Below are 24,189 nucleotides of genomic sequence, written 5' to 3' on the forward strand. Positions count from 1 at the left end.
ATCCGAAGCATATCCACTGGATTTTGAGGTCTATTTAGTCCCCCCAATTGCTTACAATGGAGGGATGTACAAATTTAACAAGATTAGAGGTTTTCGCACAATCGCAGCCTCTGCATTATTGGCACTTCTGGTTGCTAATCAAACTGCCTTTGGGCAAACCACTAGCCCCGTAGCCTCAGCAACTCCTGCAAGTCAACCCAAGTTGGCAGTGATTCTGAATTCTGGTTCTGCATCTGTCAGTTTGATCGATATGAACACGCATGAGGTTGTTAAAACAATCCCGGTTGGTAAAGAGCCTCATCACCTCATGATGACCCCTGATCAAAAATCATTATTGATTGCCAATGCTGCAGGTAATGATGTTGTATTGATGAATCCAACCACGGGTGAGTTGACTGGCAAGATTCCGAACATTATTGATCCATACCAAATTGGTTACTCCCCAAATCACAAATGGTTTATAGCCAATGGCAATCGCTTAGATCGAGTGGATATTTATGCTGCCGACAGTGCGAATCTTAAATTAGCCAAGACCGTAAAGTTAGGTAAGACACCCAGTCACATTGCTTTTACATCGGATAGTAAAATTGCATTTATTACATTGCAAGACTCCAGTGAGCTTGCCGCAATTGATCTTGAAACACAAAATGTATTGTGGGTAATGCCCACGGGTAAAGTGCCTGCTGGTTTGTGGATGACGCCTGGCGATCAATATCTCTTAGTGGGTATTACAGGTGAGGATTATGTTCAAGTAATTGATTGGAAAAATCGCAAAGAAGTAAAGCGTATCCCTACAGGGAAGGGCGCCCATAACTTCCGTCCTTTAGGGGATAAAAAACATGTATTTGTAAGCAACCGGATTGCTTCTACGATCAGCTTGATCAATATGCAAACCTTGGAGAAGGTGGGCGATATCACTGGGCTGCCGGCTGGTCCAGACGATATGGAAATTACCCCAGATGGTAAAACAATGTGGGTCACTTTCCGCTTTTCCAAAAAAGTTGGGGTAATAGATATCCCAACAATGAAGTTGGTAACAGTGATTCCGGTTGGTAAGTCACCACATGGTGTATTTTTCACTCCAAGGGCTGGATGGGAATAATTAATATCATGAAGTGCCTAAGTCCTAACGCATTCATCCGTATCGCAGCCGTGCTTATGCTCGGCTGTTTTTCATTGGTCGCCAATGCTCAAGTCGCAGAATGTAGCAAGAAGGTCTACCTCACCTTCGATACTGGCAACATGTCTGTAGCTGAAAAAGTAGCTGAGATTCTTAAGCGGCAAAACGTAAAGGCTACTTTTTTCTTGGCCAATGAAAAAACTTACCGCGGCGACTTTGCTTTAGATGATTCTTGGAAACCCTTTTGGCAGCAATTGGCAAAGGAAGGCAATCATTTTGGCAGTCATACATACGACCATGATTACTTTGTGAAGGATGGCCCTAAAGGGCAGGTTTTTGAGAAGCCGCAATTTGGTCCAAAGGCAGGAGAAATTATTCTATATAACGAGGCGGCAATGTGTAAACAGATTCGCCGGGTTGATCAGCGCTTTCAAGAAATGATAAACCAGCCATTACAGAAAATCTGGCGTGCTCCAGGCGGTAAAACTTCCCCAACATTAATACGAATAGGGGATATGTGTGGGTATCAACACATTGGCTGGGCTCCTGCTGGTTTCTTGGGGGATGAGTTAAATTCCGAGAAGCATCCCAATCACCTTCTGTTGGATAAAGCGAGTAGAGATCTAAAGGATGGCGATATCACCATGGCTCACTTGGGCATTTGGTCTAGAAAAGATCCATGGGCACCTGCAGTATTGGAGCAGTTAATTATTAACCTAAAGGGTCGTGGCTTCTGTTTTGGGCTGCTACCCAAAGATTCTACAAATCAGTCAAAATAAAGCATGGACCTCACTATCGTAACCTCCATGATTGCGAATGCTTATGCCAGCGTTCAGGAGTTTCTGTTTGCTAATGTAGTGGGTCCGACTCTGTACCAATTTGATTTAATGTCTTGGGCTGAGGATGTATTTGATGGAATCGATTGGTTCTTATTTGGCTGTGTTCAGCTCTTCTTAATCATTATTTTATTAAGAACATGGGAGCGCCTAGCCCCAGCAGAAAAGCAAGAGCGTTTTTCAAAGTCGAGTAGGGCAGATGTCCTATACACCCTGTTTCATCGCCTGGGAATATTTCATGGCTTGATTTTTATATGCCTGTCTGGATTCTTTTTTGAGATGGATTCCATCCTGCATGATTTCCGTTTTGATCGCTTGAATGTAGAGTCCTGGTGGCCTGGCGTGACATCCATTCCCGTGGTTAGCTTCTTGATCTACCTCATCCTTCTGGACTTCGTAGATTACCTATACCATCGCGCATCACATGCGTTTAATTGGTGGTGGCAATTACATGCCTTGCACCATAGTCAAACAGTGATGACTGCCTGGTCCGATAATCGCAATAACATTCTCGACGACATCATGCGTGCAACCTTCATGGCTTTCTTTGCGCTATTGTTTGGTGTCTCCCCAGGGCAATTCATTATGTTGATTGCGCTGAGCCAATTTATTCAAAGTTGGCAGCACGCCAATATTAAGGTTCACTTAGGGCCTGCTAAATACTTATTGGTATCACCAATCTTTCACCGTATGCATCACGCCGTGGGCTATGGGCATGAGGCTATCGGTAAACCTGGCGTCTTGGGCGGTTGTAATTTTGGTATTTTGTTTCCGTGGTGGGATATGCTATTTGGAACGGCTGTCTTCACTAAAGAGGTCTATCCTACGGGAGTCAGAAATTTAACTGTTTCAGAAAATATCATCACTCAACAATGGCAAAGCTTGGTGCGAGCTATTAAAGAATTTAAGCCTAAGTAGACTGCAAGTCTGCAGGCAATAGGAGTTGTATGGTCGGATTACCACAAGTATTTAAATCATTTGGCATGGCTTTAGTTGGAACCATGCATCCGCGCATGTTATGGCTGAGCTTCAGGCCATTTTTGATCGTCTCAGTTTTGTGGGGTTGTCTCATTTGGCTCACATGGACTCCAGCTCTAGAGACGTTAAGTATCTTTCTAACAACTTCCGTTTTTACTAGTTGGATACAAGAGGGTTTAGTTTGGGCGGGTTTTGAAAATGCTAGGGTGTGGATTGCGCCATTATTTTTTGTCATGCTAATTATTCCCTTGATTACGATTAGCTTGTTAGTCTTTATTGCGTTTTCAACCGTACCCTCGATTGTGAAGATTGCCTCGAGGCAATCACAATTTCAAGATCTTGAGTGTAAGAAGGGTGGCGGCTTCTTTGGTAGTTTGATCTACAGCCTATGGTCAGCCCTCATTTGTCTTGCGTTGGTGATACTCACCTTGCCCGTGTGGTGGGTTCCTCCATTGGTGGCCGTCTTGCCTCCATTGCTATGGGGATGGTTAACGATGCGCCTGATGTCGTATGACGTTCTGGCAAAGCATGCTAGCATAGAAGAGCGCGATCTTCTGCTTCAAAAGTATCGCTGGCCATTGCTCTGTATGGGTATCGCATCAGGCATGTTGGCCGCAGTACCAACTTTCTTCTGGGCTACCTCTGCATTAGCTTTGGTCTTATTTCCAATAGTGAGCTTTATAGCCCTTTGGATTTATTCTCTGATTTTTGTGTTTGCTGCTTTATGGTTTAGCTACTTCTTATTAGATGCGCTCAAGCAATTGAGGGAAGAGGAGTTAGATCAAGCGCTCACAGTGCAATCGCGTGTTGTTGATATGGAACTGCCTTACCATGGTTGATGCAATTAAAAAAGTTGAAATAGAAGTGCCTAACAAAGCCCAACGTCGCTTTGGTTTGATCGTGATTGGCGATGAAATCTTGTCTGGTCGTCGTCAAGATAAGCACATGAGTAAGCTTATCGAGTTGCTTAATGAGCGCGGCCTCAGTCTTGCATGGGCTAAATACGTTGCTGATGATCCTGAGCAAATCACTGCAACATTCAAAGATAGTTTTGCGAGTGGTGATGTCGTGTTTAGTACTGGTGGCATTGGGGCGACACCGGATGATCACACCCGTCAATGCGCGGCTCTTGCTCTCGGTACAAAAACGCAATTGCATCCAACAGCGCATGAATTAATTGCCGGTCGCATTCAGTCGATGGCAGAAGGCGATCCAATCAAGTCGGACTTAAGCACTCCAGAAAATCAGCATCGCTTCAAGATGGGGGAGTTCCCCATTGGTAGTGAAATTATTCCAAACCCATACAACCAAATTCCAGGATTTAGGATTCAGGAGCATCACTTTGTTCCGGGCTTTCCGGTGATGGCCGCACCCATGATGGCTTGGTGTTTAGATACTTATTACAAGGATCTATTCCATCAAGAAAATTGGGCAGAGCAGAGCTTCATTGTTCCCAAAGGGGTAGAGTCTACCTTGACCCCCTTAATGGAGCGCATAGAGGCTAACTTCCCGGGAGTGAAGGTCTTTAGCCTCCCTTCTGTCGGTGATGCCTCTAAGGGTGGTGTTTATGCTCAGCGTCATATTGAGCTGGGGATTAAGGGCAATGCCAACCTTCTAGAAAGTGCCTGGATTGCTTTGAGAACGGGTACCCAAGAGCTGGGTTATGAAATCCACGACATCAGCTAAGCTTAATTGCACTAAAAAGGTGCAAATAGGGGTATTTAAGCTTGCATGAGGGGTATTTCAGCACTTAAACAGTGCAATAATGAGTGTTCCCGTTTGTTTGCTTCAGTAAATTACATACGTCCAGTAGGCATGTTTGGTGCCTGGAATAAACAAGGGTGTATGCCTTAAGTTTCGATTCCGAATTTAGTTAATAGAGGAGATTTGCATGACGAAGACCGTCGCTGATGTGATGAAGTTGGTTAAAGAGAAGGAATGTACTTTCGTTGATTTCCGCTTTGTGGATACAAAGGGTAAAGAACAACACACGACAGTGCCTATCTCTGCTTTTGACGAAGATAAATTTGAGAGCGGTCATGCATTTGACGGCTCCTCTATCGCTGGTTGGAAAGGTATTGAAGCTTCAGATATGTTGCTCAAACCAGATCCAACAGCTGCTTACATCGATCCATTCTATGAAGAGCCAACTTTGGTTCTAACATGTGACGTTATCGAGCCAGCTGATGGCAAAGGTTACGATCGCGATCCACGTTCTATCGCTAAGCGCGCTGAAGCGTATTTGAAGAGCACCGGCTTAGGTGACGCTGCTTACTTTGGTCCAGAGCCTGAGTTCTTTATTTTTGACGGCGTTCGTTGGGGTGCCGATATGCAGGGTTGCTTCGTGAAGATTGATTCCGAAGAGGCTCCTTGGTCATCTGGTGCAGAAATCGAAGGTGGAAACACTGGTCACCGTCCAGGTAAAAAAGGCGGTTACTTCCCAGTTGCTCCTGTAGATACATTCCAAGATATGCGTTCTGAAATGTGCTTGATTCTTGAATCATTGGGCATTCCAGTTGAAGTTCATCACCATGAAGTTGCTGGCCAAGGCCAAAACGAATTGGGTACTAAGTTCAGCACATTGACTCAACGCGCTGACTGGACTATCTGGCAGAAGTATGTCATTCATAACGTTGCTCATGCTTATGGCAAGACAGCAACTTTCATGCCTAAGCCAGTAGTTGGCGACAACGGTTCTGGTATGCACGTTCACCAATCCGTTTGGAAAAACGGTGAGAACTTGTTTGCTGGTAACGGTTATGCAGGTTTGTCAGAGTTTGCATTGTTCTACATTGGCGGCATCATCAAGCACGCTAAAGCATTGAATGCAATTACCAATCCAGGTACAAACTCATACAAGCGTTTGGTTCCAGGCTTTGAGGCTCCAGTGAAACTGGCTTACTCAGCACGTAACCGTTCTGCTTCAATCCGTATTCCACACGTTCCAAATCCTAAGGGTCGTCGCATTGAGACACGTTTCCCAGATCCATTGGCCAACCCATACCTCTGTTTCTCAGCATTGCTGATGGCTGGTTTGGATGGCGTGCAGAATAAAATTCATCCAGGCGAAGCTGCTGACAAGAACTTGTATGACTTGCCACCAGAAGAAGATGCAAAGATTCCAACCGTTTGCGCAAGCTTGGAAGAGGCATTGGACGCATTGAAGAAAGATCACGAGTTCTTGACTCGCGGTGGAGTATTTACTGAATCTATGATTGATGCATATATCAATTTGAAAATGGAAGATGTCACACGTTTCCGTATGACTACTCATCCAATCGAATTTGATATGTACTACTCCCTGTAAGCGAAGGAGAGAACTTGAGCGCAGGTCTGTTGCGCAATTCGTTCAAGGGAGCAGCTACGGCTGCTCCTTTTTTTCCGACATTGCTTGATCAGATGCCCAATGCCATCGTGGTATTTGAGGCAGAGAACCAACAATTGGTGTACGTGAATCCGGCTGCCGAATCAGCCTTGGACCTCTCGCGTAAATCACTTGAGGGTCAATCTGTGCACAACTTATTTGGTGACAACATAGCATTAAGAGACATGATTTCTGAGGTGAAACAGGGTCATGTATTGGCCCAACGTCAAGAAATGGTTTTGCATTCATTGCCGGGTAGCATTCATCAGGATTCTATTCCGGCGCATGTAGTTGTTGCGGCTTTGGAGGATCCCGCCCTGATCATGATGGAGTGGTTTCCGATTGATCAACAGTTGCGTAGTGAGCGCGACGAACGCGTGACGCAGCAGGTAGAGGCAAATAAACAATTAATGCGTAATTTGGCTCACGAGATTAAAAACCCATTGGGCGGTATTCGTGGGGCAGCGCAACTATTAGAGTTTGAGTTACCAGACAAAGACTTACGCGAGTACACGCAAGTCATTATTAAAGAGTCAGATCGTCTACAGACCTTGGTTGATCGTCTCTTAGCGCCGCATCGCAAGGCGCATGTGATGGAATCCTTCAATGTGCACGAAGCATTAGAGCGCGTGCGTAGTCTAGTCTTGGCAGAGTTTCCAAAAGGTTTACGAATTATTCGTAACTACGATACAAGTCTGCCCGATGTCTTGGGCGACCGGGAGCAATTGATTCAGGCAACCTTAAATATTGTGCATAACGCTGCACAAGCTCTTTCTGAAGAGATTAGCAGTGGTGTTGCACAAATTGAGCTGAAGACCCGTGTGGCACGTTCAGTCACGATTGCAAAGCATCGCTACAAATTAGCCATGGATCTGCATGTGATTGACAACGGCCCAGGTATTCCTGAAGAAATTATTGAGCGCATCTTCTTCCCACTAGTTTCAGGGAGAGAGGGTGGTAGTGGACTTGGTCTTACCCTGGCGCAAACCTTTGTACAGCAGCACCAGGGGTCTATCGCTTGCAATAGCCGTCCAGGGCGCACCGATTTTCATATTCAAATTCCATACCGTAGGCAGGAGAAAGCATCATGAAACCAATTTGGATCGTTGACGATGATCAATCTATTCGTTGGGTCTTAGAAAAAGCTCTAGCGCGTGAGAATATTCCGCATAAGAGCTTTTCTAATCCAAATGATGTGCTCAATGCCCTCGAAAAAGAATCTCCTCAGGTGCTGATTTCTGATATCCGTATGCCACGTGGTAACGGCTTGGATTTATTGCAGCACGTGAAAGCAAGTCATCCGAATTTACCGGTCATTATCATGACGGCGTATTCTGATTTAGACTCTGCTGTTTCCTCATTTCAAGGTGGCGCCTTTGAATATCTCACCAAACCTTTTGATGTCGAAAAGGCGATTGAATTAATTCATCGTGCGGTAGAGCAGGGCATCCGTAATGACTCTGGTGCGAAAGAGTTAACCGCGTGGAGGCAAGACGCTACTGAGATTATTGGACAAGCACCAGCAATGCAGGAAATTTTCCGCGCCATTGGACGTTTAGCGCAATCTAATGCCACAGTACTCATTACTGGTGAGTCCGGTACTGGTAAAGAGCTCGTTGCTCATGCCTTGCATAAGCACAGTCCTTGCGCCAAAGGTCCATTTATCTCCTTAAGTACTTCGGCTGTGCCAAAGGATTTATTGGAGTCTGAGTTATTTGGTCACGAGCGCGGTGCTTTCCCGGGCGCGCAGACCTTGCGTCGAGGCCGTTTTGAGCAGGCTGACGGCGGTACTCTATTCTTGGGTGAGGTTGGTGATTTACCTTTTGATCTTCAAACCCGTTTACTCCGCGTTCTGACTGACGGACATTTTTATCGCATCGGTGGACAAGACCCGATTAAAGCGAATGTTCGGATCATTGCTTCAACTCATCAAAATTTGGATGCGAGAGTAGCTGCCGGTTTCTTCCGTGAAGACTTGTTGCATAGTTTGAATGTGATTCGTTTGCGTATGCCTTCATTGCGTGAGCGTAGTGAAGACATTCCAATGTTAGCTAGACATTTCATGTTGAGTTGTGCGAAGTCTTTGGGCGTTGAACCTAAAAAATTATCCGATGAAGTCTTAAAAGAAATGAGCGTAATGCCATTTCCGGGAAATGTACGTCAATTAGAGAACTTATGTCACTGGTTAACGGTAATGACCTCTGCAAACGTAATCGGCGTAAGCGATCTCCCGGCTGATATTGTTTCGGAAGCGAGTGAACAACCCATCGTTATTCACGGCGAGTCTTCGCCAAGTAATCCCGTTGCTGCCAAGGTTGCTGTAGGTGACTGGGAGAATGGTTTAGGGCGTCTGGCTGTCAAGATGTTGCAAGATGGTGATAAAGAAGTTTTTGATGCCTTGACCGCACGTTTTGAAAAGGCGGTATTGCAGGCGGCATTAGAGGTTACTCGCGGCAGAAGAGTAGAGGCCGCTCAGCGTTTAGGTATTGGGCGTAATACGATTACCCGTAAGTTGCAAGAGCTCGGTATTGATGACTGATTCGGTTCGAATAGCCGCGTGGAATGTGAACTCCCTAAAAGTTCGCCTTCCACAAGTGCTTCGTTGGCTACAAGACCAAGAAAGCAAGAAACAACCGATTGATGCGCTTTGCTTGCAAGAGCTTAAGCTTATGGATGATAAGTACCCCCATCAAGAGTTGGAAGCTGCGGGTTACTTAAGCTTAGCTGCTGGTCAAAAGACTTATAACGGCGTTGCGATCATTTTGCGTAAAGCGGCACTCGCACCTATCGCTTCAGACATAGAAACAGCCTTTCTGAAGCCCACTAGAAACATACCCAACTACGAAGATGAGCAGCAGCGCATCCTCGCGGCGACAGTCTGCTTTGCTGGTACGAAACCTATGAGACTGGTATCGGCCTATTTTCCTAATGGGCAATCGCCCGATAGCGATAAGTTTCAATACAAACTAGGTTGGTTGAAGGCATTACAAACTTGGTTAACAGAAGAGCTCCAACAGAACGAACGCTTAGCACTCTTGGGCGACTTCAATATTGCTCCGGCAGATGAAGATGTTCATGACCCTAAAGCATGGGAAGGGCAAAACCTTGTTTCACCACCAGAACGAGAAGCGTTTCAAGACCTGATTAAGCTTGGCCTCCATGATTCATTCAGAATGTTTGAGCAGGCTCCGAAAACTTTTAGTTGGTGGGATTACCGCATGATGGGTTTCAGAAGAAACGCCGGCATGCGTATTGATCACATCTTGCTGAGTGAGGCGCTCAAGGGAAGATGCAGTGCTAGCACGGTAGATAAAGTACCTAGAGCCTGGGAGCAGCCTTCAGATCACGCTCCGGTGATTGCGCAGATCCAAAAGTCTTAAACCGTAAGCCTAGGGCTTACACTAGCCCAGCATTCTGAATCTTGCTTTATCCTTATGATTAATATCGATAATTTCCGCCCTTAGACGAAGCCATCAGTTTAAAGATTAAGCTCTTGAATGCCATTAACTAGAAACACGATTACCCATGCGCTTATTATTTCCGGCACTTTGATGCTTGCTGGTTGCATGATGGTTGGTCCAGATTTTGCAAGACCCCCTGTTAAGGCGGTAGATCAATATAAATCAACAGCTCAAACTGAATTTACCGAATCTTTGGGCGAAAACTCAAACAAGATTCTGGACCCAGTAGAGTGGTGGAAAAGCTTTAATGATCCAACGCTCAATGTCTTGCTGAAGCAAGCTACTGCGCAAAACCTCACTTTGCAACAAACCGCTCTACGGATATACCAACTGCAGGCACAACTGGGTGTAAGTGATGCCGCATTGTTACCAACCCTAAATCTAAGTGCCTCCTATTCCAATAATCGAAACAGCGCAATACAAGAGGCAATTAATGATTCCAATAATCTAGTCTCTAAAAATGCTTTAGTTCAAATGAGTTGGGAGATTGATTTTTGGGGCAAGAGTCGTCGCGGAATTCAAAGTTCATTGACGTCTTATTTATCTGGGGTTGCAGCCTTTTACTCGGCAGATGTGTCTTTAACTGCGGATGTTGCTAATACTTACATCAATATTCGCAACTATGAAGAGCTGATCATGGTTGCTAAAACCAATCTCGCCTTGCAAAAAGAAAGTTTGCGTATTGCAGGTGCGCGCTTTAAATACGGTGCCACCTCGATGTTGGACCTTAGTCAAGCGCAAGCCCAGTATGAGCAAACTAAGGCGCAGATTCCTGCTTTGATTGCGAATTTAAAGAAAAACCAGCATGCCATGAGTATTTTGCTGGGTGAGCCTCCTGAGTACTATGAAAAGACTTACGGAAACACTAAGGGAAGTCTGACGCCTCCATCTGAGCTTGGCGTTGGTATGCCAAGGGATTTATTGCGTCGCCGCCCAGATGTTCTGCAGGCCGAATTTGACGCTGCTTCTAAGTCTGCCTTGATTGGTGTAAGCAAGGCGCAACTGTTTCCAACATTTACCTTGGGCGGCATCTTTGGTTATGCCACATCAAATTACGGAACTTTATCTTCTGCCAATTTATTTAGTTGGGGCAACAACTCTTCTGGAGTAAATGCCGGACTTTACTTGCCACTGTTTTATAGAGGCGCAATTGTGGATCAAGTCCGCGTGCAGGATGCTATTTTCCAGCAGAGCCTCTTGGCCTACCAAAATCAAGTCCTGAATGCTCAGAAAGAAGTTGAAGATTCACTCATTACTATCTCGACTACCAAAAGTTCAAAAGAGGATTTAACTCGCGGTGTGGTAGCAGCGCAAAGTGCTGCAGATTTAGCCCTTGAGCGTTATAAGGCGGGGCAGAATGATTACACCACGGTGATCACTGCACAGCAGAATCTATTAAATATCCAAAACTCCCTAGTCCAAACCTCATCAAACGAGCTCATTGGATATGTGGGTGCATTTAAAGCGCTTGGTGGCGGTTGGACTGCGGACATGAATCCCCCTAAGTTGCCAGACCAGATGGTTGCTGACATGACCGACCGAACAGATTGGGGTTCTGTTCTCACCAGGACAGGTGATCCATTGACGGTGAAGGCTGGCAAGTTTTTGGTAGATGCTCCTGATCCATTAAAGCCCACACAAACTACAGTGCCGGATAAATTAAATACACCATCAAATATAACAACTCCGCCGACTCAGGGAAGTGCTGCGCCATGAAAGAACTATTAATAAAAGCCAAACTTTTTCTGCTGCCCTTGTGGGGGATGCTTGTGACTCTTTGGGGATCGCTCTTAGGAAAATGGAATGCATTCCTAGTAAAGCTAAGCGCGGTTGAGATTCCTATTCTCAGGAAGAAACTTTCACCACGCACAATTGGGGTTTCTTTATTAGTTCTTGTTGCTTTGATTGCGTTGATTTGTTTGAAATCTTGTGGCAAAGAAATTAAACAGACCCCAATTCCAGTGACAACCGCTCAACCACTGTCTCAAGAGATCCACAGTTTTGCGACCTTTGATGGCCTAGTGGACCCATACCTCACAGTGAACTTGGATGCACGTGTTAAGGGCTACCTTACTAAGATTGGTTTTGCTGACGGAGCGATGGTGAAGAAGGGTGATCTTCTGTTTGTCATTGAGCAAGACCAATATATACAAGAGGTGAAATTAAAACAGGCAATTTATACCGAAGCGAAGCTTGAGTATGGCCGTCAGAAATCTTTGCTCAAAGAGAGTGCAACCTCTCAGGCAGCCGTTGATAAGGCCTTATCGCAATACCAGCAATCGGAGGCTAATTTAACCCTCGCAAAGATTAATTTGGGGTATACCGAAATCAGGGCACCTTTTGATGGACTCATGGGAAGACACTTATTGGATGTCGGTACCTATTTAGATTCCACTACAAAGGGTGTGCAACTCTCTACTATTCAGCAGATCTCACCCATTTATGTGTACTTCTCTATTAATGAGAGGGATTACTTAAAGTTTCAAAAGGGTCAAGATACAAACGCAGAGCGTAAGTCTGAAGTAAATACTCTGCCCATTTATGCCGGTCTTCAAGGGGAGGTTGGATATCCTTTTGAAGGTGTTTTGGATTACGCCGCTAATTTGATTTCTACAGAGACTGGGTCCTTGCAATTGCGGGCAATCTTCAAAAATGAGAGTTACGAGTTAATCCCTGGTTTATATGCACGAGTTATGGCTCAGTATGGCTCACCAAGGCAGGCTTTGCTGTTGCCTAAGACTGCTGTAATGACGGATCAAGTGGGTGATTATGTTTTTATTTTGGATAATGCTATGCGAGCACAACGTCAAGATATTAGCCTGGGTCAGCGCTTTGAAAAGTATGTCGAGATCAGCAAAGGCTTGACCCCAGATAGTAAAGTGGTCATTAATGGTTTTATTAATCTGAGTATTAATCAAATTGCTAACCCAACACAGGTCACGCTTGATGCAATGCCAGCTCGATAATCATGCTCTCTAAATTTTTTATCGAACGGCCGGTACTGGCCAATGTAATTGCTTTAGTCATGCTATTGATTGGAGCAGTGTCCATTAATAGCTTGCCGATTGCTCAGTACCCTAATATTGTTCCACCCACGATTCAGGTGACAGCACGATATCCAGGTGCAAGCGCCACACTTGTACAGCAATTAGTAGCGAGCAATATTGAAACTCAGGTGAATGGTGTTGATGGCATGCTCTACATGGAGTCTGCATCCACCAATGACGGAAACTATACCCTCACCGTAACTTTTAAGGTGGGCACGAACCCTGATTTAGCTCAGGTCAATGTGCAAAACCGAGTGGCTATTGCGCTTCCTTCCTTGCCGCAGGCAGTTCAAAAGCAGGGCGTCACAACCAAAACACAATCGACTGCCATTCTGCAGTTCGTAACCCTGACTTCATCCAATCCTGACCATGACGGCTTATTTTTAAGTAACTTGGCAAACCTCAAGTTGCAGCAACGTTTAGCGCGATTACCAGGAGTAGCGGCTGCCAATGTATTTGGTGTGGGTAATTACAGTATGCGAGTTTGGCTTGATCCTGCCCAACTCAAGATGCGCAATCTGACGCCAAACGATGTCATTGCCGTTATTAATAAGCAAAACGTCTTGCTGACAGCAGGTCAAATTGGCGCCCCGCCCACACCGATGGGTCAAGATTTTCAGTTAACGCTTAATGTTACCAGCGCCATGACAACCCCTGAGCAGTTCGGCAGAATTGTTGTCAAGGCTGGTAACAAGGCTGAAATCACGTACTTGCGTGATATCGCTAGAATAGAAATGGGTAGTCAGAACTACAGTCAATTCTTCAAGATTGATGACAAGCCTGCAGGTGGCATAGCCATTTACCAAATGCCGGGTGCCAATGCGATTGCTACTGCACAAGCAGTTCAGGATGAGATGAAGAGTATTGCCAAGACACTTCCAAAAGAAGTTAATTGGGCCATTCCTTTTGATACCACCATGTTTGTTAAGGCCTCTATTCATGAGGTTTATAAAACGCTTTACGAGGCGGGCATCTTAGTTCTTCTCGTGATCATGATTTTCTTGCAGAACTGGCGTGCCACACTGGTACCTGCAACAACAGTGCCCGTGACAATTATTGGTGCGTTTGCTTGTATGGCCGCACTTGGTTTCTCTATCAACTTGCTGACCTTGTTCGCGATCGTTTTATGTATCGGTATTGTTGTAGATGATGCGATTGTGGTGGTTGAAGCAGTTTCTAAGAAGGTAGAAGAGGGCGAGGATCCTAAGCAGGGTGCAATTGATGCCATGACTGCTTTGATGGGTCCGATTATTGGTATTACCTTAGTCTTGATGGCCGTGTTTATTCCGGCTTCGTTTATTGCTGGTATTACCGGGCAAATGTATCGACAGTTTGCTTTGGTGATTGCAGCAACTGCTTTGATTAGCGGTATTAATGCGATTACTCTGAAGCCAACCCAGTCAGCTCAGTATCTCAAGCCGATTGACCCTAATAAGGTTAAAAATAAGCTCTATCAAAAATTTGATTTGTATTTCAATCGCTTGGCCACTTGGTATGGACACAAGATTGAAGGCTTGATGAGGAATCGAGCTAAAGCATCGATGGTGGGGATTGCGATTATTGCCGCCTCTCTCATTGGCTTGATGTTTGTGCCATCTGGCTTTATTCCAAACGAAGACCAAGGCTATTTGGTGGTTTCAACTACCTTGCCTGATGCGGCCTCTTTGCAGCGTACCGAGAGTGGCATGAAAAAAGCAGTTGATGTCATCAAGAAGGTTCCTGGTGTTGACACGGTTGTGGTGATCGGCGGCATTAACTTACTGAACAACAGTAGCTCCCAATCCAATGCGGGCGGCTTATACGTCATCATGAAGAAATGGGAAGAGCGGGGCAAAGGTGAGGGCCTGCGTGATATCTATAACAATATGAATCAAGGCCTGAAGCAAGTTCAAGAGCTTAAGTCTTTCGTGCTCTTGCCGCCAGCCATCCCGGGTTTGGGTCTATCGGGTGGTTTTGAGATGAGACTGATGCTGACAGATGGCAGTAATAATTTTGCTAAGTTAGATGCTGCCGCTAAGACCTTTATTGCTGAGGCGCAAAAGCATCCAGAGATCATGATGATCTTTACGCCATTCCAGAATAATGTTCCGCAACTCCAACTCACCTTCAATGTAGGTAGGGCTGAAACTTTTGGTGTCGATATTGGGGATGCTTATGATGTATTGCAATCCTATCTTGGATCCTCTTACGTCAATCAATTCTTCAAATACGGCCAAACCTACCAAGTGTATGTTCAGGCTGATGGTAAGTACCGCAACGCTATAGAGCAAGTGAATAGACTCTATGTCAAGAATAAGAGCGGCAATATGGTCCCGCTCGGATCCTTCATTGATGTCAAAGACACTACTGGACCTGCGTTTGCTTCACAGTTCCAGCTTTATCCTTCTGCTGCTGTTCTGGGTGCTGCCAATGATGGCTATAGCTCTGGACAGGCGATGAAGGTACTGGCGCAGGTAGCCGCCAAGACCTTGCCAGACGGTGTCGCGTACCAGTGGGCGGGTATGTCTTATCAAGAGGATCTAGTTGGAAATACCGTGATCTTGATTTTTGCGCTATCCATCTTGTTGGTGTACTTAGTACTCGCTGCTCAATATGAAACTTGGATAGCGCCGCTAGCTGTTTTGACTGCAGTGCCACTTTCTTTATCGGGTACGGTATTAGCCTTATTGCTTACGGGCCTATCAAATAACATTTATGTGCAGATTGGCCTGGTGTTAATGATTGCGCTCTCATGTAAAAACTCTATTTTGATTGTTGAGGTGGCTATTGAGTGCAGACATAAGGGCATGAGTTTTGTTGATGCTGCTTTAGAGGCTTCAAGAGAACGTTTTAGGCCAATTGTGATGACATCGATTGCCTTTATTTTGGGTGTCATGCCCTTGCTTCTATCTACCGGTGCGGGTGCAGCAGCACGTATCTCCTTAGGCATTACCGTATTTAGCGGCATGATTGCCTCTACCTGCCTTGCAGTGGCATTAGTGCCAGTCTTCTACGTTGAAATCGAAACCTTCTTTGAGAGTCGTAAAAATAAGAAGGCTGAAAAGGCTGCGCCAAAGTAAGCATTAGTGGGGATATCTCGCTTGTCAGTTCGAGATTTCCCCAGCAATTCCATGGGATGTAATTAAATGTAGTTTGGTATATTTACTGGAATTGTTCTATTTTTAACCGACAGGGCTTACGCCTTGATTACTTGCGAACCCCGATGAAAAAATTACTACCTATTCTGATCATTGGCGCCTCTCTTGGTGTGATGTCTTCAGTTACCTTTGCTGATCCTCCAATGCCACCTTTTTATGCTGCTGTCATGAAAATGGCTCCAGAGGGTAAGTTGGGGCAGATTATCAAAAAAGAAAAGATAAAAACATCCGTTAAAGGTGCGCAAGCATGGAAGATTGCTTACATTTCTTCAGATGTTGCTGAGCGTAAGACCATTTCAACTGGTTTAATCGTAGCGCCTATTGGACAGGCGCCTAAAGAGGGTAGGCCGATCATGGCCTGGGTTCATGGCACAACAGGTTCAGCCCAAAACTGTGGCCCTTCTCAAATTACTAACCCAGCCACTCCTTTAAATGAATACTTCTTAATGGATGGCAATTCTTGGACTGATTACGGCATTCCGAATGTGGAAGAGTTTATTAAAGAAGGCTATGTCATCGTTGCTACCGACTATCAAGGTCAAGGCGGTGGCGGTAAGCATCAATACGCAGTAGCTCAAACTAATGGTAGAGATGCTATTAATTCTGCAAGAGCAGCTAGCTCCATGAAAGAGGTCGGCGCCGGTAAGAGGACCATTATTTATGGCTGGTCTCAAGGTGGCGGGGCGACGATTGCAGCTGCAAGTCTGCCAGAGTACCAAGCTCAACAGGGCACTGCGGCAGATAATCTCCAATATCTTGGATTTGTAGCATTGGCACCAGACGACGTAGCGGCGGTATTACCAAAGTTACCAGCGGATGAGGCAGGCGCTAATAAACTCATGAATGAATTTACCCAGGCAAATGTCCCAAATGTATTTCTATTTGCTCATTACGTCATGGGCCTTTGGGGAGCTCAAGCAGCTAATCCGAATCTAAAGCTAACCGATGTGTTGACTGATGAAGGTGTAAAGGTCCTTAACCAGTTAGCCGGCAATAAATGTGTTCACGTGATGGCCGATTCATTTACCTATGCTTACGGCGATCAATACAAATCATTGATTAAGCCCCAGCCTAGCAACTCCTTAGCTTGGATCAATGCATTTATTAATGGCAGCGTAAAACCTGTGAAACCAGTAGCGCCAGTAGTTATTTATTGGGGCACCAAAGATACTGCAGTTCCACCAGTCATGCACGAGCTTTATCAGAAGCAGATGTGCGCTATGGGAGCGAATGTGGGAAGAAATCAGCTGCCAGGTGAGCAAACGCACTTTACAACTCCTGGCGTATCAGCTCCTATGTATCTAGCTTGGGTAAAGGATCGCATTGCAGGTAAGCCGCTGGCAAATGGTTGCCCGCAACCAAGTCAGAAGCAGTGATCTCAATTTCAAAAAGCCAAGACATTAATAACCACCTTCGGGTGGTTATTGTTTAGGAGGATATGTATGACCCAACCCACTCGCCGTAATTTCCTTAAATCATCTGCAATTGGTGCGGTAGTCGCTGCTAGCACTCAGGCTTTTGCTCAATCGCCAGGTCTATCTAAAAAGACTATTGCAGAAGTAAGAGCTTTGGATGCTAAAGAAATTCAAAAAACAACCTCAAGCTGGGATGATGGTCTAGCGCATCCTATTCCATATAAAAATCCTCCGGGTAAGGGCAAAGATAGGGCGATCGTATTGGGAGGAGGCTCTGAATATATGAGCTCATTTTTAGTTGGCTACTTTCATGCAATGCTCACCAATGGTATTGATCTTCGTTTAGCAGACATTGTGGTTGGCACATCTGCTGGTGCAGTTTTGGGAAGCGCTTTATTAGGTAGCCGCCTAGACCTATTTTCAGCAGAATTTAATTTATTGGCCGACTATCCAAAGGTCATGGCTAAGCTAGTTCCAACAAAAAAGTTCTTGCCTAGCCAAGAGCGTGTAATGAGGATGGGGCTTAATGCCAAGGATGGTAATCCCGATACTATTCAGGCGATTGGCCATGCTGCAATGGCTGCAAAATCCATTCCATCTGAAAAGTTTCAAAATAACATTAAAGTTTTCTTGGGGGGTATTAAAGCCATTCCCCAGAAGATGTACATCACTACGATTGATTGCTATACGGCTGAACGTTTAGTGATTGCTCCAGATTCGGGTGTATCGGTCATCGATGCTTGTGCGGCTAGTGCTTCTGCGCCAGGTGTCACCGGCCCAACCTGGGTTAAGGATCGTGTTTGTATGGATGGCAGTATTGGCTCTACCGAAACACATTGCGACATTGTTGCGGGATCTAAGCGAGCTCTAGTAATTGCGCTGGCAGATACTATTGAGCAAGAAAAAGAAGGGCTGCGTTTGAATCATCTGCCTAATACCATTTTGCAAGAAGTAAAAGACTTGGAAGCTGCCGGCACAAAGACCAAGTTGGTTGTGGTTGGGATGCTCCCTGGCAGAAGAACAATGAGCGTTGTAGATCCGGCAATCATGGAGCCAGCCATTCAGTATGGATATGATCGAGGAATGCAAGATCTCCCTGAAATGAAGCGTTTTTGGATGTCAGCTTAGAACCCAAAGCAATCCTTGAGCAGTATTGAGCTGCTAGCATGATCCTTTTAAAACTAATCCAAACTAGAGCCTTATGACGCCTCTTAATAACACTCCAACCCTATTAATAAATACTTTAATGCGATGCATTTATTTAACGATTACTGCACTTTTCATTTTTCTAAGCCCAAGCAATCCAGTGCAAGCCCAAGAAAAACCTGAAGTTAAGTATGCCCAAGTAGGAGATGTGAAGTTAGCCTACTACCTAAAAGGCAAGGGTGATCCCATGATCCTCATCATGGGCTATGCCGCCACCATGAGCGCTTGGGATCCAGCCCTGCTCGGTGAGTTGTCAAAGAATAACCAGCTGATCATTTTTGATAACCGCGGCGCTGGACTTTCTACCGACACTAAAGAAAACTACACAACCATTCCGCAAATGGCAGATGATGCCGCAGGCTTGGTGAAGGCCCTGGGTTTTAAAAAGGTAAACGTATTCTCGTGGTCAATGGGTGCACGAATTGGTCAGCAGCTTGTTATCAAACACCCAGAGCTAGTCAATAAAGTCATTCTGTGCGCCCCAAATCCCGGCGGAAAATATCAGATTGCTATTGATAAGAAGGTTGGGGAGGAGTTGAATAATCCGAGTCTTTCTCCTATGGAGAATTTCGAGTTGTTGTTCCCAATTACGCCTGAAGGTAAAGCGGCCGCTAAGGTTGTATACGGGAGATTTATGGCGGCAAAAGCTGCGGGAACCATCCCTGATGATTTCGTAATTTCTAAAGAAGCTAAGGAACGCCAGGTTCGTGCTCGTACCACTCTCTGGAATGCTGATAATCAGAATTACCAGGATTTAAAGAAGATTAAAGTTCCCGTTCTAGTGGCTGACGGTCGTGAGGACATCATCGACAATCCAAAAAACTCAGTTGTGATTGCCAATCAAATTCCTTTTGCCTGGTTGGCTTTTTATGAGGGTGGCCATGCATTCTTATTTCAAAGCTATAAGAAGCTTTCTGAAACTGTGAATGTATTTCTCCAAAAAGACTAGTTAGGTCTGCATTGCTGAAGTTAAAAGCCACTTATTGAGTGGCTTTTTATTTGCCCTTCAAATCTATTTGATGTTGCCGCTATAAAAGTAGGGCCTAGAGGTGGATTGCTTAATTCGTCTTCAGGTTGCCTAGCATCTGCAACGATTCTTGGAGTTTAATGGGTTCCACTGGATTCCAGCCGCGATATGGCGATACGGCGATAAATAAAAATATTACTGCCGTCACAATACATAATGAGGCTATGGATAAAGATACTTTCATTGCTTTAATGCTTCCCAGATGGACTATGCCCACTGATAACAGCAGCAAGAATGAGAAGACTGGAATCGATGGCCATTTTTTAAGGCTATCATTATCGTATGCCAGTGACTGTCTAACTTCCCGGTCATGGCGAATAGTACCAATGGCCATCAGGAGCTGGCTTTCGATGCCGCTACGTTGATTGGGCTGATAGGCAATGTCGCTGATAATTTTATTTAAAGCTAAAAATTCTGGCGTTGAAATTCCACGTTTACTGGCATCTCTGTTTTCCATGGCGGGCCATTCTTTTTCGATGACTGCGGTCAGATAGTTTTTCATTCCTGAAATTATTTTTACCTGATCCTTCGCAGGAAGGACTGTCGCCGTACTTACTATGGTCTCAACTGCATTGGATTCGGTGATGACATTTGAGATGGCTGATTGATGATGCTCAAATGAGTAGCCGGCTAGAGTGGAGATCGCCAGACCGAAAATAAAGGAGGTAATGGAAAGAAAAGAGGGCACTACTGCATCTGAATCATGGAGCCATTGCGATATGGGCGAATCATTCAATGCCCAGTAAATTGCATAAGCTACGCCAGCTGTTATGAGCGTTGTTGCAACAATTAAAATTAGTAATTCAGTAGTGAAGAGGCTCATTGAATGCGTATAAATTAGTTATTTAGAATTGAAATCGCAAATCTCATTGTTAAGCGAGTCCACCATGTCTTAGCAGGGCATCGATACTTGGCTCTCTCCCTCTAAAGGCTTTAAAAGATTCAGCCGCAGGGCGACTGCCACCAACCTCTAAAATCTCTTCACGATAACGAGCACCTGTTTTCTCGTCCAGGACACTACCTGTGAGTTTTGCTGCTTCCTCAAAAGCTGAGTAGACATCAGCAGATAATACTTCCGCCCACTTATAGCTGTAATAGCCGGCTGCATAACCACCAGCAAAGATGTGACTAAAGGTATTGATCCAACGAGAGATGGCTGGTTGTGGAATAACGTTGAATTGATCAGCAATCGCTCTGGAAAGGTCTAATACTGCGTGACCTTGAGCATTCTTCGCATCAAAGCTCGCATGTAAGCGCCAGTCGGTGAGAGACATGACGATCTGACGCAGCGTCATATAACCGTTCTGAAAATTCTTGGCAGCGAGGATCTTGTTAAATAATTCACGTGGAAGAGGCTTACCAGTTTCAGCGTGCGCAGTCATCTTTTCTAGCACTTCCCACTCCCAGCAGAAGTTTTCCATGAACTGACTTGGTAACTCTACCGCATCCCATTCAACACCATTGATTCCTGAAACCCCTAAAGCGCTAACTTGAGTTAGAAGGTGGTGCAAACCATGGCCACTCTCATGGAAGAGGGTGATGACATCATCATGAGTAATGGTAGGTTGACGCAACACACCATCGACCTTGACTGGCGGCGCAAAGTTGCAAACTAAATAAGCAACGGGTACTTGAATTTCCCCATTAGGTAGAACTCTACGGCCACGGGCATCATCCATCCAGGCCCCACCACGCTTACCAGGACGAGCATAGGGATCTAGGTAGAAGTAGGCCACGATAGTACCCTTGGCATTTTTCACGGAAAAGGATTGCACATCGGCATGCCAAGTTGGCAGATCTGCCGCTTCAATCTTGACGCCAAACAGAGTCTGAATGACTTGGAAGAGGCCATCCAACACTTTAGGCAGGGGAAAGTATTGCTTGAGCTCATTCTCCGAAAAGGAATAGCGTTCTTGCTTCAATCTTTCGGATGCAAAAGCAACATCCCATGGCTCTAAGCCATCAGCAATGGATAGCTCGGTCTTGGCAAACTCAGATAGCTCTTGCCAATCTTTTAATGCAAATGGTTTTGCTTTCAGAGCGAAGTTAGTCAGGAAGGAGTCGACTTCATCAACACTGCTTGCCATCTTTGGAGCCAAACTTAGTGCGGCATAGTTTTTGAAGCCGAGCATATGAGCTTCCTCATCGCGCAGTCTTAACTGATCGAGCATGTTCTGAGTATTGTCCCAATCCAATTTACCTTTGGCATATTGGGGTGCCAGTTCAGAAGCGCGGGTGACATAAGCTTCATACATCAAGCGACGCAGCGCACGATTCTCTGAGTACTGCATGACTGGGTAGTAAGAGGGGAAGTGCAGAGTAAAGGCCCAGCCCTGGAGACTCTTCTGCTGGGCAGTATCTGCAGCAGCTATAATAGCGTCCTCAGGCAAACCTACCAAATCAGCTTTATCAGTGATTAGATGAACAAAACCATCAGTAGCATCTAAAACATGGTCTGAAAATGCTTTACCTAAGGTTGCCTGCTCATCCTGAATTTGTGAAAAGCGGGGCTTATCTGCATCATTAAGTTCTGCTCCACCCAGACGAAAATCTCGTAAGGAGTTTTCAATGACTTTCTTTTGAGCTGCACTTAATTTTGAAAAGTCAGGCGCTTTGCTGAGCTCTTTAAACTTTTTGTAGAGCTCTAAATTTTGACCAAGGCTTGAGAAGAAAGCAGTAACCTTAGGTAGCATCTCGCCATAGGCAGCGCGCAATTCTGGGGTATCGGCAACGCTATTGAGATGAGATATCACGCCCCAAGACCTACCAAAAAATTCAGTAGCATCTTCTAAAGGTTCGGCGAGGGAATCCCAAGTAGATGGAGTGCTTTGATTGACTGCCGCATCCACAGCGTCTTGCGCTTGCTTGAGTAAATATTCAATTGCTGGCGCAATATGCTCAGGCTTGACTTCTGAGTAGGCAGCAATGCCGCGCCCAAAAGTAGTCAGTGGATTGTTTTGCAATTCTGCGGGGAGGGTGCTGCTCAGGGAGTTGGATGTGGATGTAGTCATCCCTCTAGCTTAATGGACTGGGAGCAAGTTTGCCAAAAGTCCCAGTAATTCCTTAGTGCTTAGTGGCTTTTTCAGCGGCTTCCAAGGTATTCATGAGAAGCATAGTGATGGTCATCGGGCCAACACCACCTGGAACCGGGGTAATCCAGCCGGCGATGTATTTAGCTGTATCAAAATCCACGTCTCCACAGAGCTTGCCGTCAGGCAGGCGATTAATGCCCACGTCAATGACAACGGCGCCGTTCTTTACCATATCGCCAGTAACCATTCTGGGTTTACCGGTAGCAACCACCAGAATGTCAGCATCCTTGGTGTGGTGTGCCAAGTCACGAGTCTTGCTATTGCAAATAGTGACCGTTGCACCGGCTTGCAATAGCAGCATCGCCATTGGCTTACCCACAATATTGGAGGCACCAACAATCACGGCCCGAGCACCGCGAATAGGGTAATCAATGCTTTCGAGAATCTTCATGCAACCATAAGGTGTGCAAGGTTTGAATTCTGGTTGACCAACCATCAAGGCGCCAGCATTTGCTACGTGAAAGCCATCCACATCTTTTTCTGGAGCAATCGCTTCTAAAACTCTCTCAGAGGCGATATGTTCTGGTAATGGTAATTGCACCAAGATGCCATGAATCGCCGGATCTGAATTCAGTGTGGCAATACGAGCGAGTAATTCTTCTTCGCCAAGCCCTACAGAATAGCGCTCTAAAACAGAATGAAAGCCAACATCTTCACAGGCCTTTACCTTATTGCGAACATATACCGCGCTGGCAGGGTTGTCACCAACTACGATGACTGCTAAACCGGGTCTGGTACCTTTGGCGGTGACGATTGCACCACGTGCAGCAATTTCCGTACGTAGTTTTTTAGAAAGGGCGTTTCCGTCTAATAATTGGGCTGGCATACAAAACCCTGGCATCAGTTAGGCTGAGGGTCGGATAAAGCCAAGCGGAGCAGGTCTGCTACCGTATTGACGTTGAGCTTTTCCATGATGTTGGCACGGTGCGCCTCAACAGTCTTAATAGAAATGCCGAGGTCATCAGCAATTTGTTTATTCAAACGGCCTGCAACGATGCGCTCTAGCACTTGGCGCTCACGACCAGTTAATTTGCTGAGTAAGCTCTGGGTAATCTTGCGTTGGCTGGCTTGTGAATAATCGATGCGCGCTTTAGCAAGCATACGATCCACTAAACCACAAAGATCATTTTCTTTAAAAGGCTTTTCAATAAAGTCTACTGCGCCACGTTTCATCGTGGAGACAGCCATCGATACATCGCCATGACCAGTAATGAAAGCAACTGGCATTGGTAGGTTTTCGCTTGTTAAGCGTTCTTGCAATTCAAGGCCTGACATACCGGGCATGCGCACATCCAAAATGGCGCAAGAGATAGTGGACTTATCGGTACTTTGCAAGGACTGTAAGAAACGTTCGGCGCTGGCATGGCATCGCACAACATAACCATTGCTTTCTAAGAGCCAGGTAAGCGAATCTCTTACTGCTTCGTCATCATCAACTACATAGACAACTTCAGCTTGGTTTGGTTTTGCAGTAGCGCTTAAGTTCATATCAGTTCTCGCGAGGTA

At 45.5% G+C, this 24,189-nt stretch carries 19 protein-coding genes; 15 read left to right on the top strand and 4 right to left on the bottom strand.

The annotated features are described in order from the left end of the window. Positions 1-64: 64 nt before the first annotated feature. The 15 genes from C2755_RS03935 to C2755_RS04005 all read left to right on the top strand — a co-directional run bounded on the left by C2755_RS03935 (position 65) and on the right by C2755_RS04005 (position 19,513). Complete coding sequence (locus C2755_RS03935; protein ID WP_215321859.1) at positions 65-1,102, top strand: cytochrome D1 domain-containing protein; 1,038 nt, start codon at positions 65-67, stop codon at positions 1,100-1,102. After that, positions 1,093-1,899: a polysaccharide deacetylase family protein gene (locus C2755_RS03940; RefSeq protein WP_251368538.1), complete on the top strand. Its 807-nt coding sequence runs from the start codon at positions 1,093-1,095 to the stop codon at positions 1,897-1,899. The genes C2755_RS03935 and C2755_RS03940 overlap by 10 nt, the downstream gene beginning before the upstream one ends. Before the next feature lie 3 nt (positions 1,900-1,902). After that, the gene (locus tag C2755_RS03945) at positions 1,903-2,874 is read left to right on the top strand and encodes a sterol desaturase family protein (RefSeq protein WP_215321860.1); all 972 of its coding nucleotides are present in this window, start codon (positions 1,903-1,905) and stop codon (positions 2,872-2,874) included. Between the two features lie 29 nt (positions 2,875-2,903). Further along, on the top strand, positions 2,904-3,773 hold the full coding sequence (locus C2755_RS03950; RefSeq protein ID WP_215321861.1) for an EI24 domain-containing protein: 870 nt from the start codon (positions 2,904-2,906) through the stop codon (positions 3,771-3,773). Further along, positions 3,766-4,620: a molybdopterin-binding protein gene (locus C2755_RS03955; protein ID WP_215321862.1), complete on the top strand. Its 855-nt coding sequence runs from the start codon at positions 3,766-3,768 to the stop codon at positions 4,618-4,620. The genes C2755_RS03950 and C2755_RS03955 overlap by 8 nt, the downstream gene beginning before the upstream one ends. A 205-nt stretch (positions 4,621-4,825) precedes the next feature. Beyond that, the gene (gene glnA / locus C2755_RS03960; RefSeq protein ID WP_215321863.1) at positions 4,826-6,241 is read left to right on the top strand and encodes a type I glutamate--ammonia ligase; all 1,416 of its coding nucleotides are present in this window, start codon (positions 4,826-4,828) and stop codon (positions 6,239-6,241) included. A 26-nt stretch (positions 6,242-6,267) separates the two neighbouring features. Continuing rightward, on the top strand, positions 6,268-7,389 hold the full coding sequence (glnL, locus tag C2755_RS03965; RefSeq protein WP_371816846.1) for a nitrogen regulation protein NR(II): 1,122 nt from the start codon (positions 6,268-6,270) through the stop codon (positions 7,387-7,389). Then, positions 7,386-8,837 (top strand): nitrogen regulation protein NR(I), encoded by a 1,452-nt coding sequence (gene ntrC / locus C2755_RS03970; RefSeq protein ID WP_215321865.1) that lies wholly within the window; start codon positions 7,386-7,388, stop codon positions 8,835-8,837. The genes glnL and ntrC overlap by 4 nt, the downstream gene beginning before the upstream one ends. Further along, a complete protein-coding gene (gene xth / locus C2755_RS03975) occupies positions 8,830-9,678 on the top strand; it encodes an exodeoxyribonuclease III (protein WP_215321866.1) in 849 nt (282 codons plus the stop codon). Before ntrC ends, xth begins: the two co-directional genes overlap by 8 nt. A gap of 117 nt (positions 9,679-9,795) precedes the next feature. Further along, complete coding sequence (locus C2755_RS03980) at positions 9,796-11,475, top strand: efflux transporter outer membrane subunit (RefSeq protein ID WP_215321867.1); 1,680 nt, start codon at positions 9,796-9,798, stop codon at positions 11,473-11,475. 47 nt (positions 11,476-11,522) lie between these two features. After that, a complete protein-coding gene (locus tag C2755_RS03985) occupies positions 11,523-12,725 on the top strand; it encodes an efflux RND transporter periplasmic adaptor subunit (RefSeq protein ID WP_215321868.1) in 1,203 nt (400 codons plus the stop codon). Positions 12,726-12,727: 2 nt separating this feature from the next. Further along, positions 12,728-15,865, top strand: coding sequence for an efflux RND transporter permease subunit (locus C2755_RS03990; RefSeq protein ID WP_215321869.1), 3,138 nt, complete (start codon positions 12,728-12,730; stop codon positions 15,863-15,865). Positions 15,866-16,008: 143 nt separating this feature from the next. Continuing rightward, entirely contained in the window at positions 16,009-17,319 is a 1,311-nt protein-coding gene (locus tag C2755_RS03995; protein WP_215321870.1) for a lipase family protein, read from the top strand. 66 nt (positions 17,320-17,385) lie between these two features. Beyond that, positions 17,386-18,486: a patatin-like phospholipase family protein gene (locus C2755_RS04000; RefSeq protein WP_215321871.1), complete on the top strand. Its 1,101-nt coding sequence runs from the start codon at positions 17,386-17,388 to the stop codon at positions 18,484-18,486. Between the two features lie 118 nt (positions 18,487-18,604). Next, positions 18,605-19,513 carry an alpha/beta fold hydrolase gene (locus tag C2755_RS04005; RefSeq protein WP_215321872.1) on the top strand — a complete coding sequence of 303 codons (909 nt, stop codon included), beginning with the start codon at positions 18,605-18,607 and terminating at the stop codon, positions 19,511-19,513. Between the two features lie 109 nt (positions 19,514-19,622). Here the strand turns inward: C2755_RS04005 and C2755_RS04010 are convergent, their stop codons facing one another. From C2755_RS04010 to C2755_RS04025, 4 genes are read right to left on the bottom strand one after another with little or no spacing between them, the layout of a single operon-like run. Further along, a complete protein-coding gene (locus C2755_RS04010) occupies positions 19,623-20,414 on the bottom strand; it encodes a hypothetical protein (protein WP_215321873.1) in 792 nt (263 codons plus the stop codon). A 49-nt stretch (positions 20,415-20,463) separates the two neighbouring features. Continuing rightward, entirely contained in the window at positions 20,464-22,602 is a 2,139-nt protein-coding gene (locus C2755_RS04015; RefSeq protein ID WP_215321874.1) for a M3 family metallopeptidase, read from the bottom strand. Positions 22,603-22,654: 52 nt separating this feature from the next. Then, the gene (folD, locus tag C2755_RS04020; protein WP_215321875.1) at positions 22,655-23,509 is read right to left on the bottom strand and encodes a bifunctional methylenetetrahydrofolate dehydrogenase/methenyltetrahydrofolate cyclohydrolase FolD; all 855 of its coding nucleotides are present in this window, start codon (positions 23,507-23,509) and stop codon (positions 22,655-22,657) included. Positions 23,510-23,523: 14 nt separating this feature from the next. Beyond that, positions 23,524-24,171 (bottom strand): response regulator transcription factor, encoded by a 648-nt coding sequence (locus C2755_RS04025; RefSeq protein ID WP_072582210.1) that lies wholly within the window; start codon positions 24,169-24,171, stop codon positions 23,524-23,526. Positions 24,172-24,189: the final 18 nt, after the last annotated feature.

It is taken from the genome of Polynucleobacter sp. MWH-S4W17, assembly GCF_018687535.1.
In the GTDB taxonomy this organism is placed as follows: Bacteria; Pseudomonadota; Gammaproteobacteria; order Burkholderiales; family Burkholderiaceae; genus Polynucleobacter.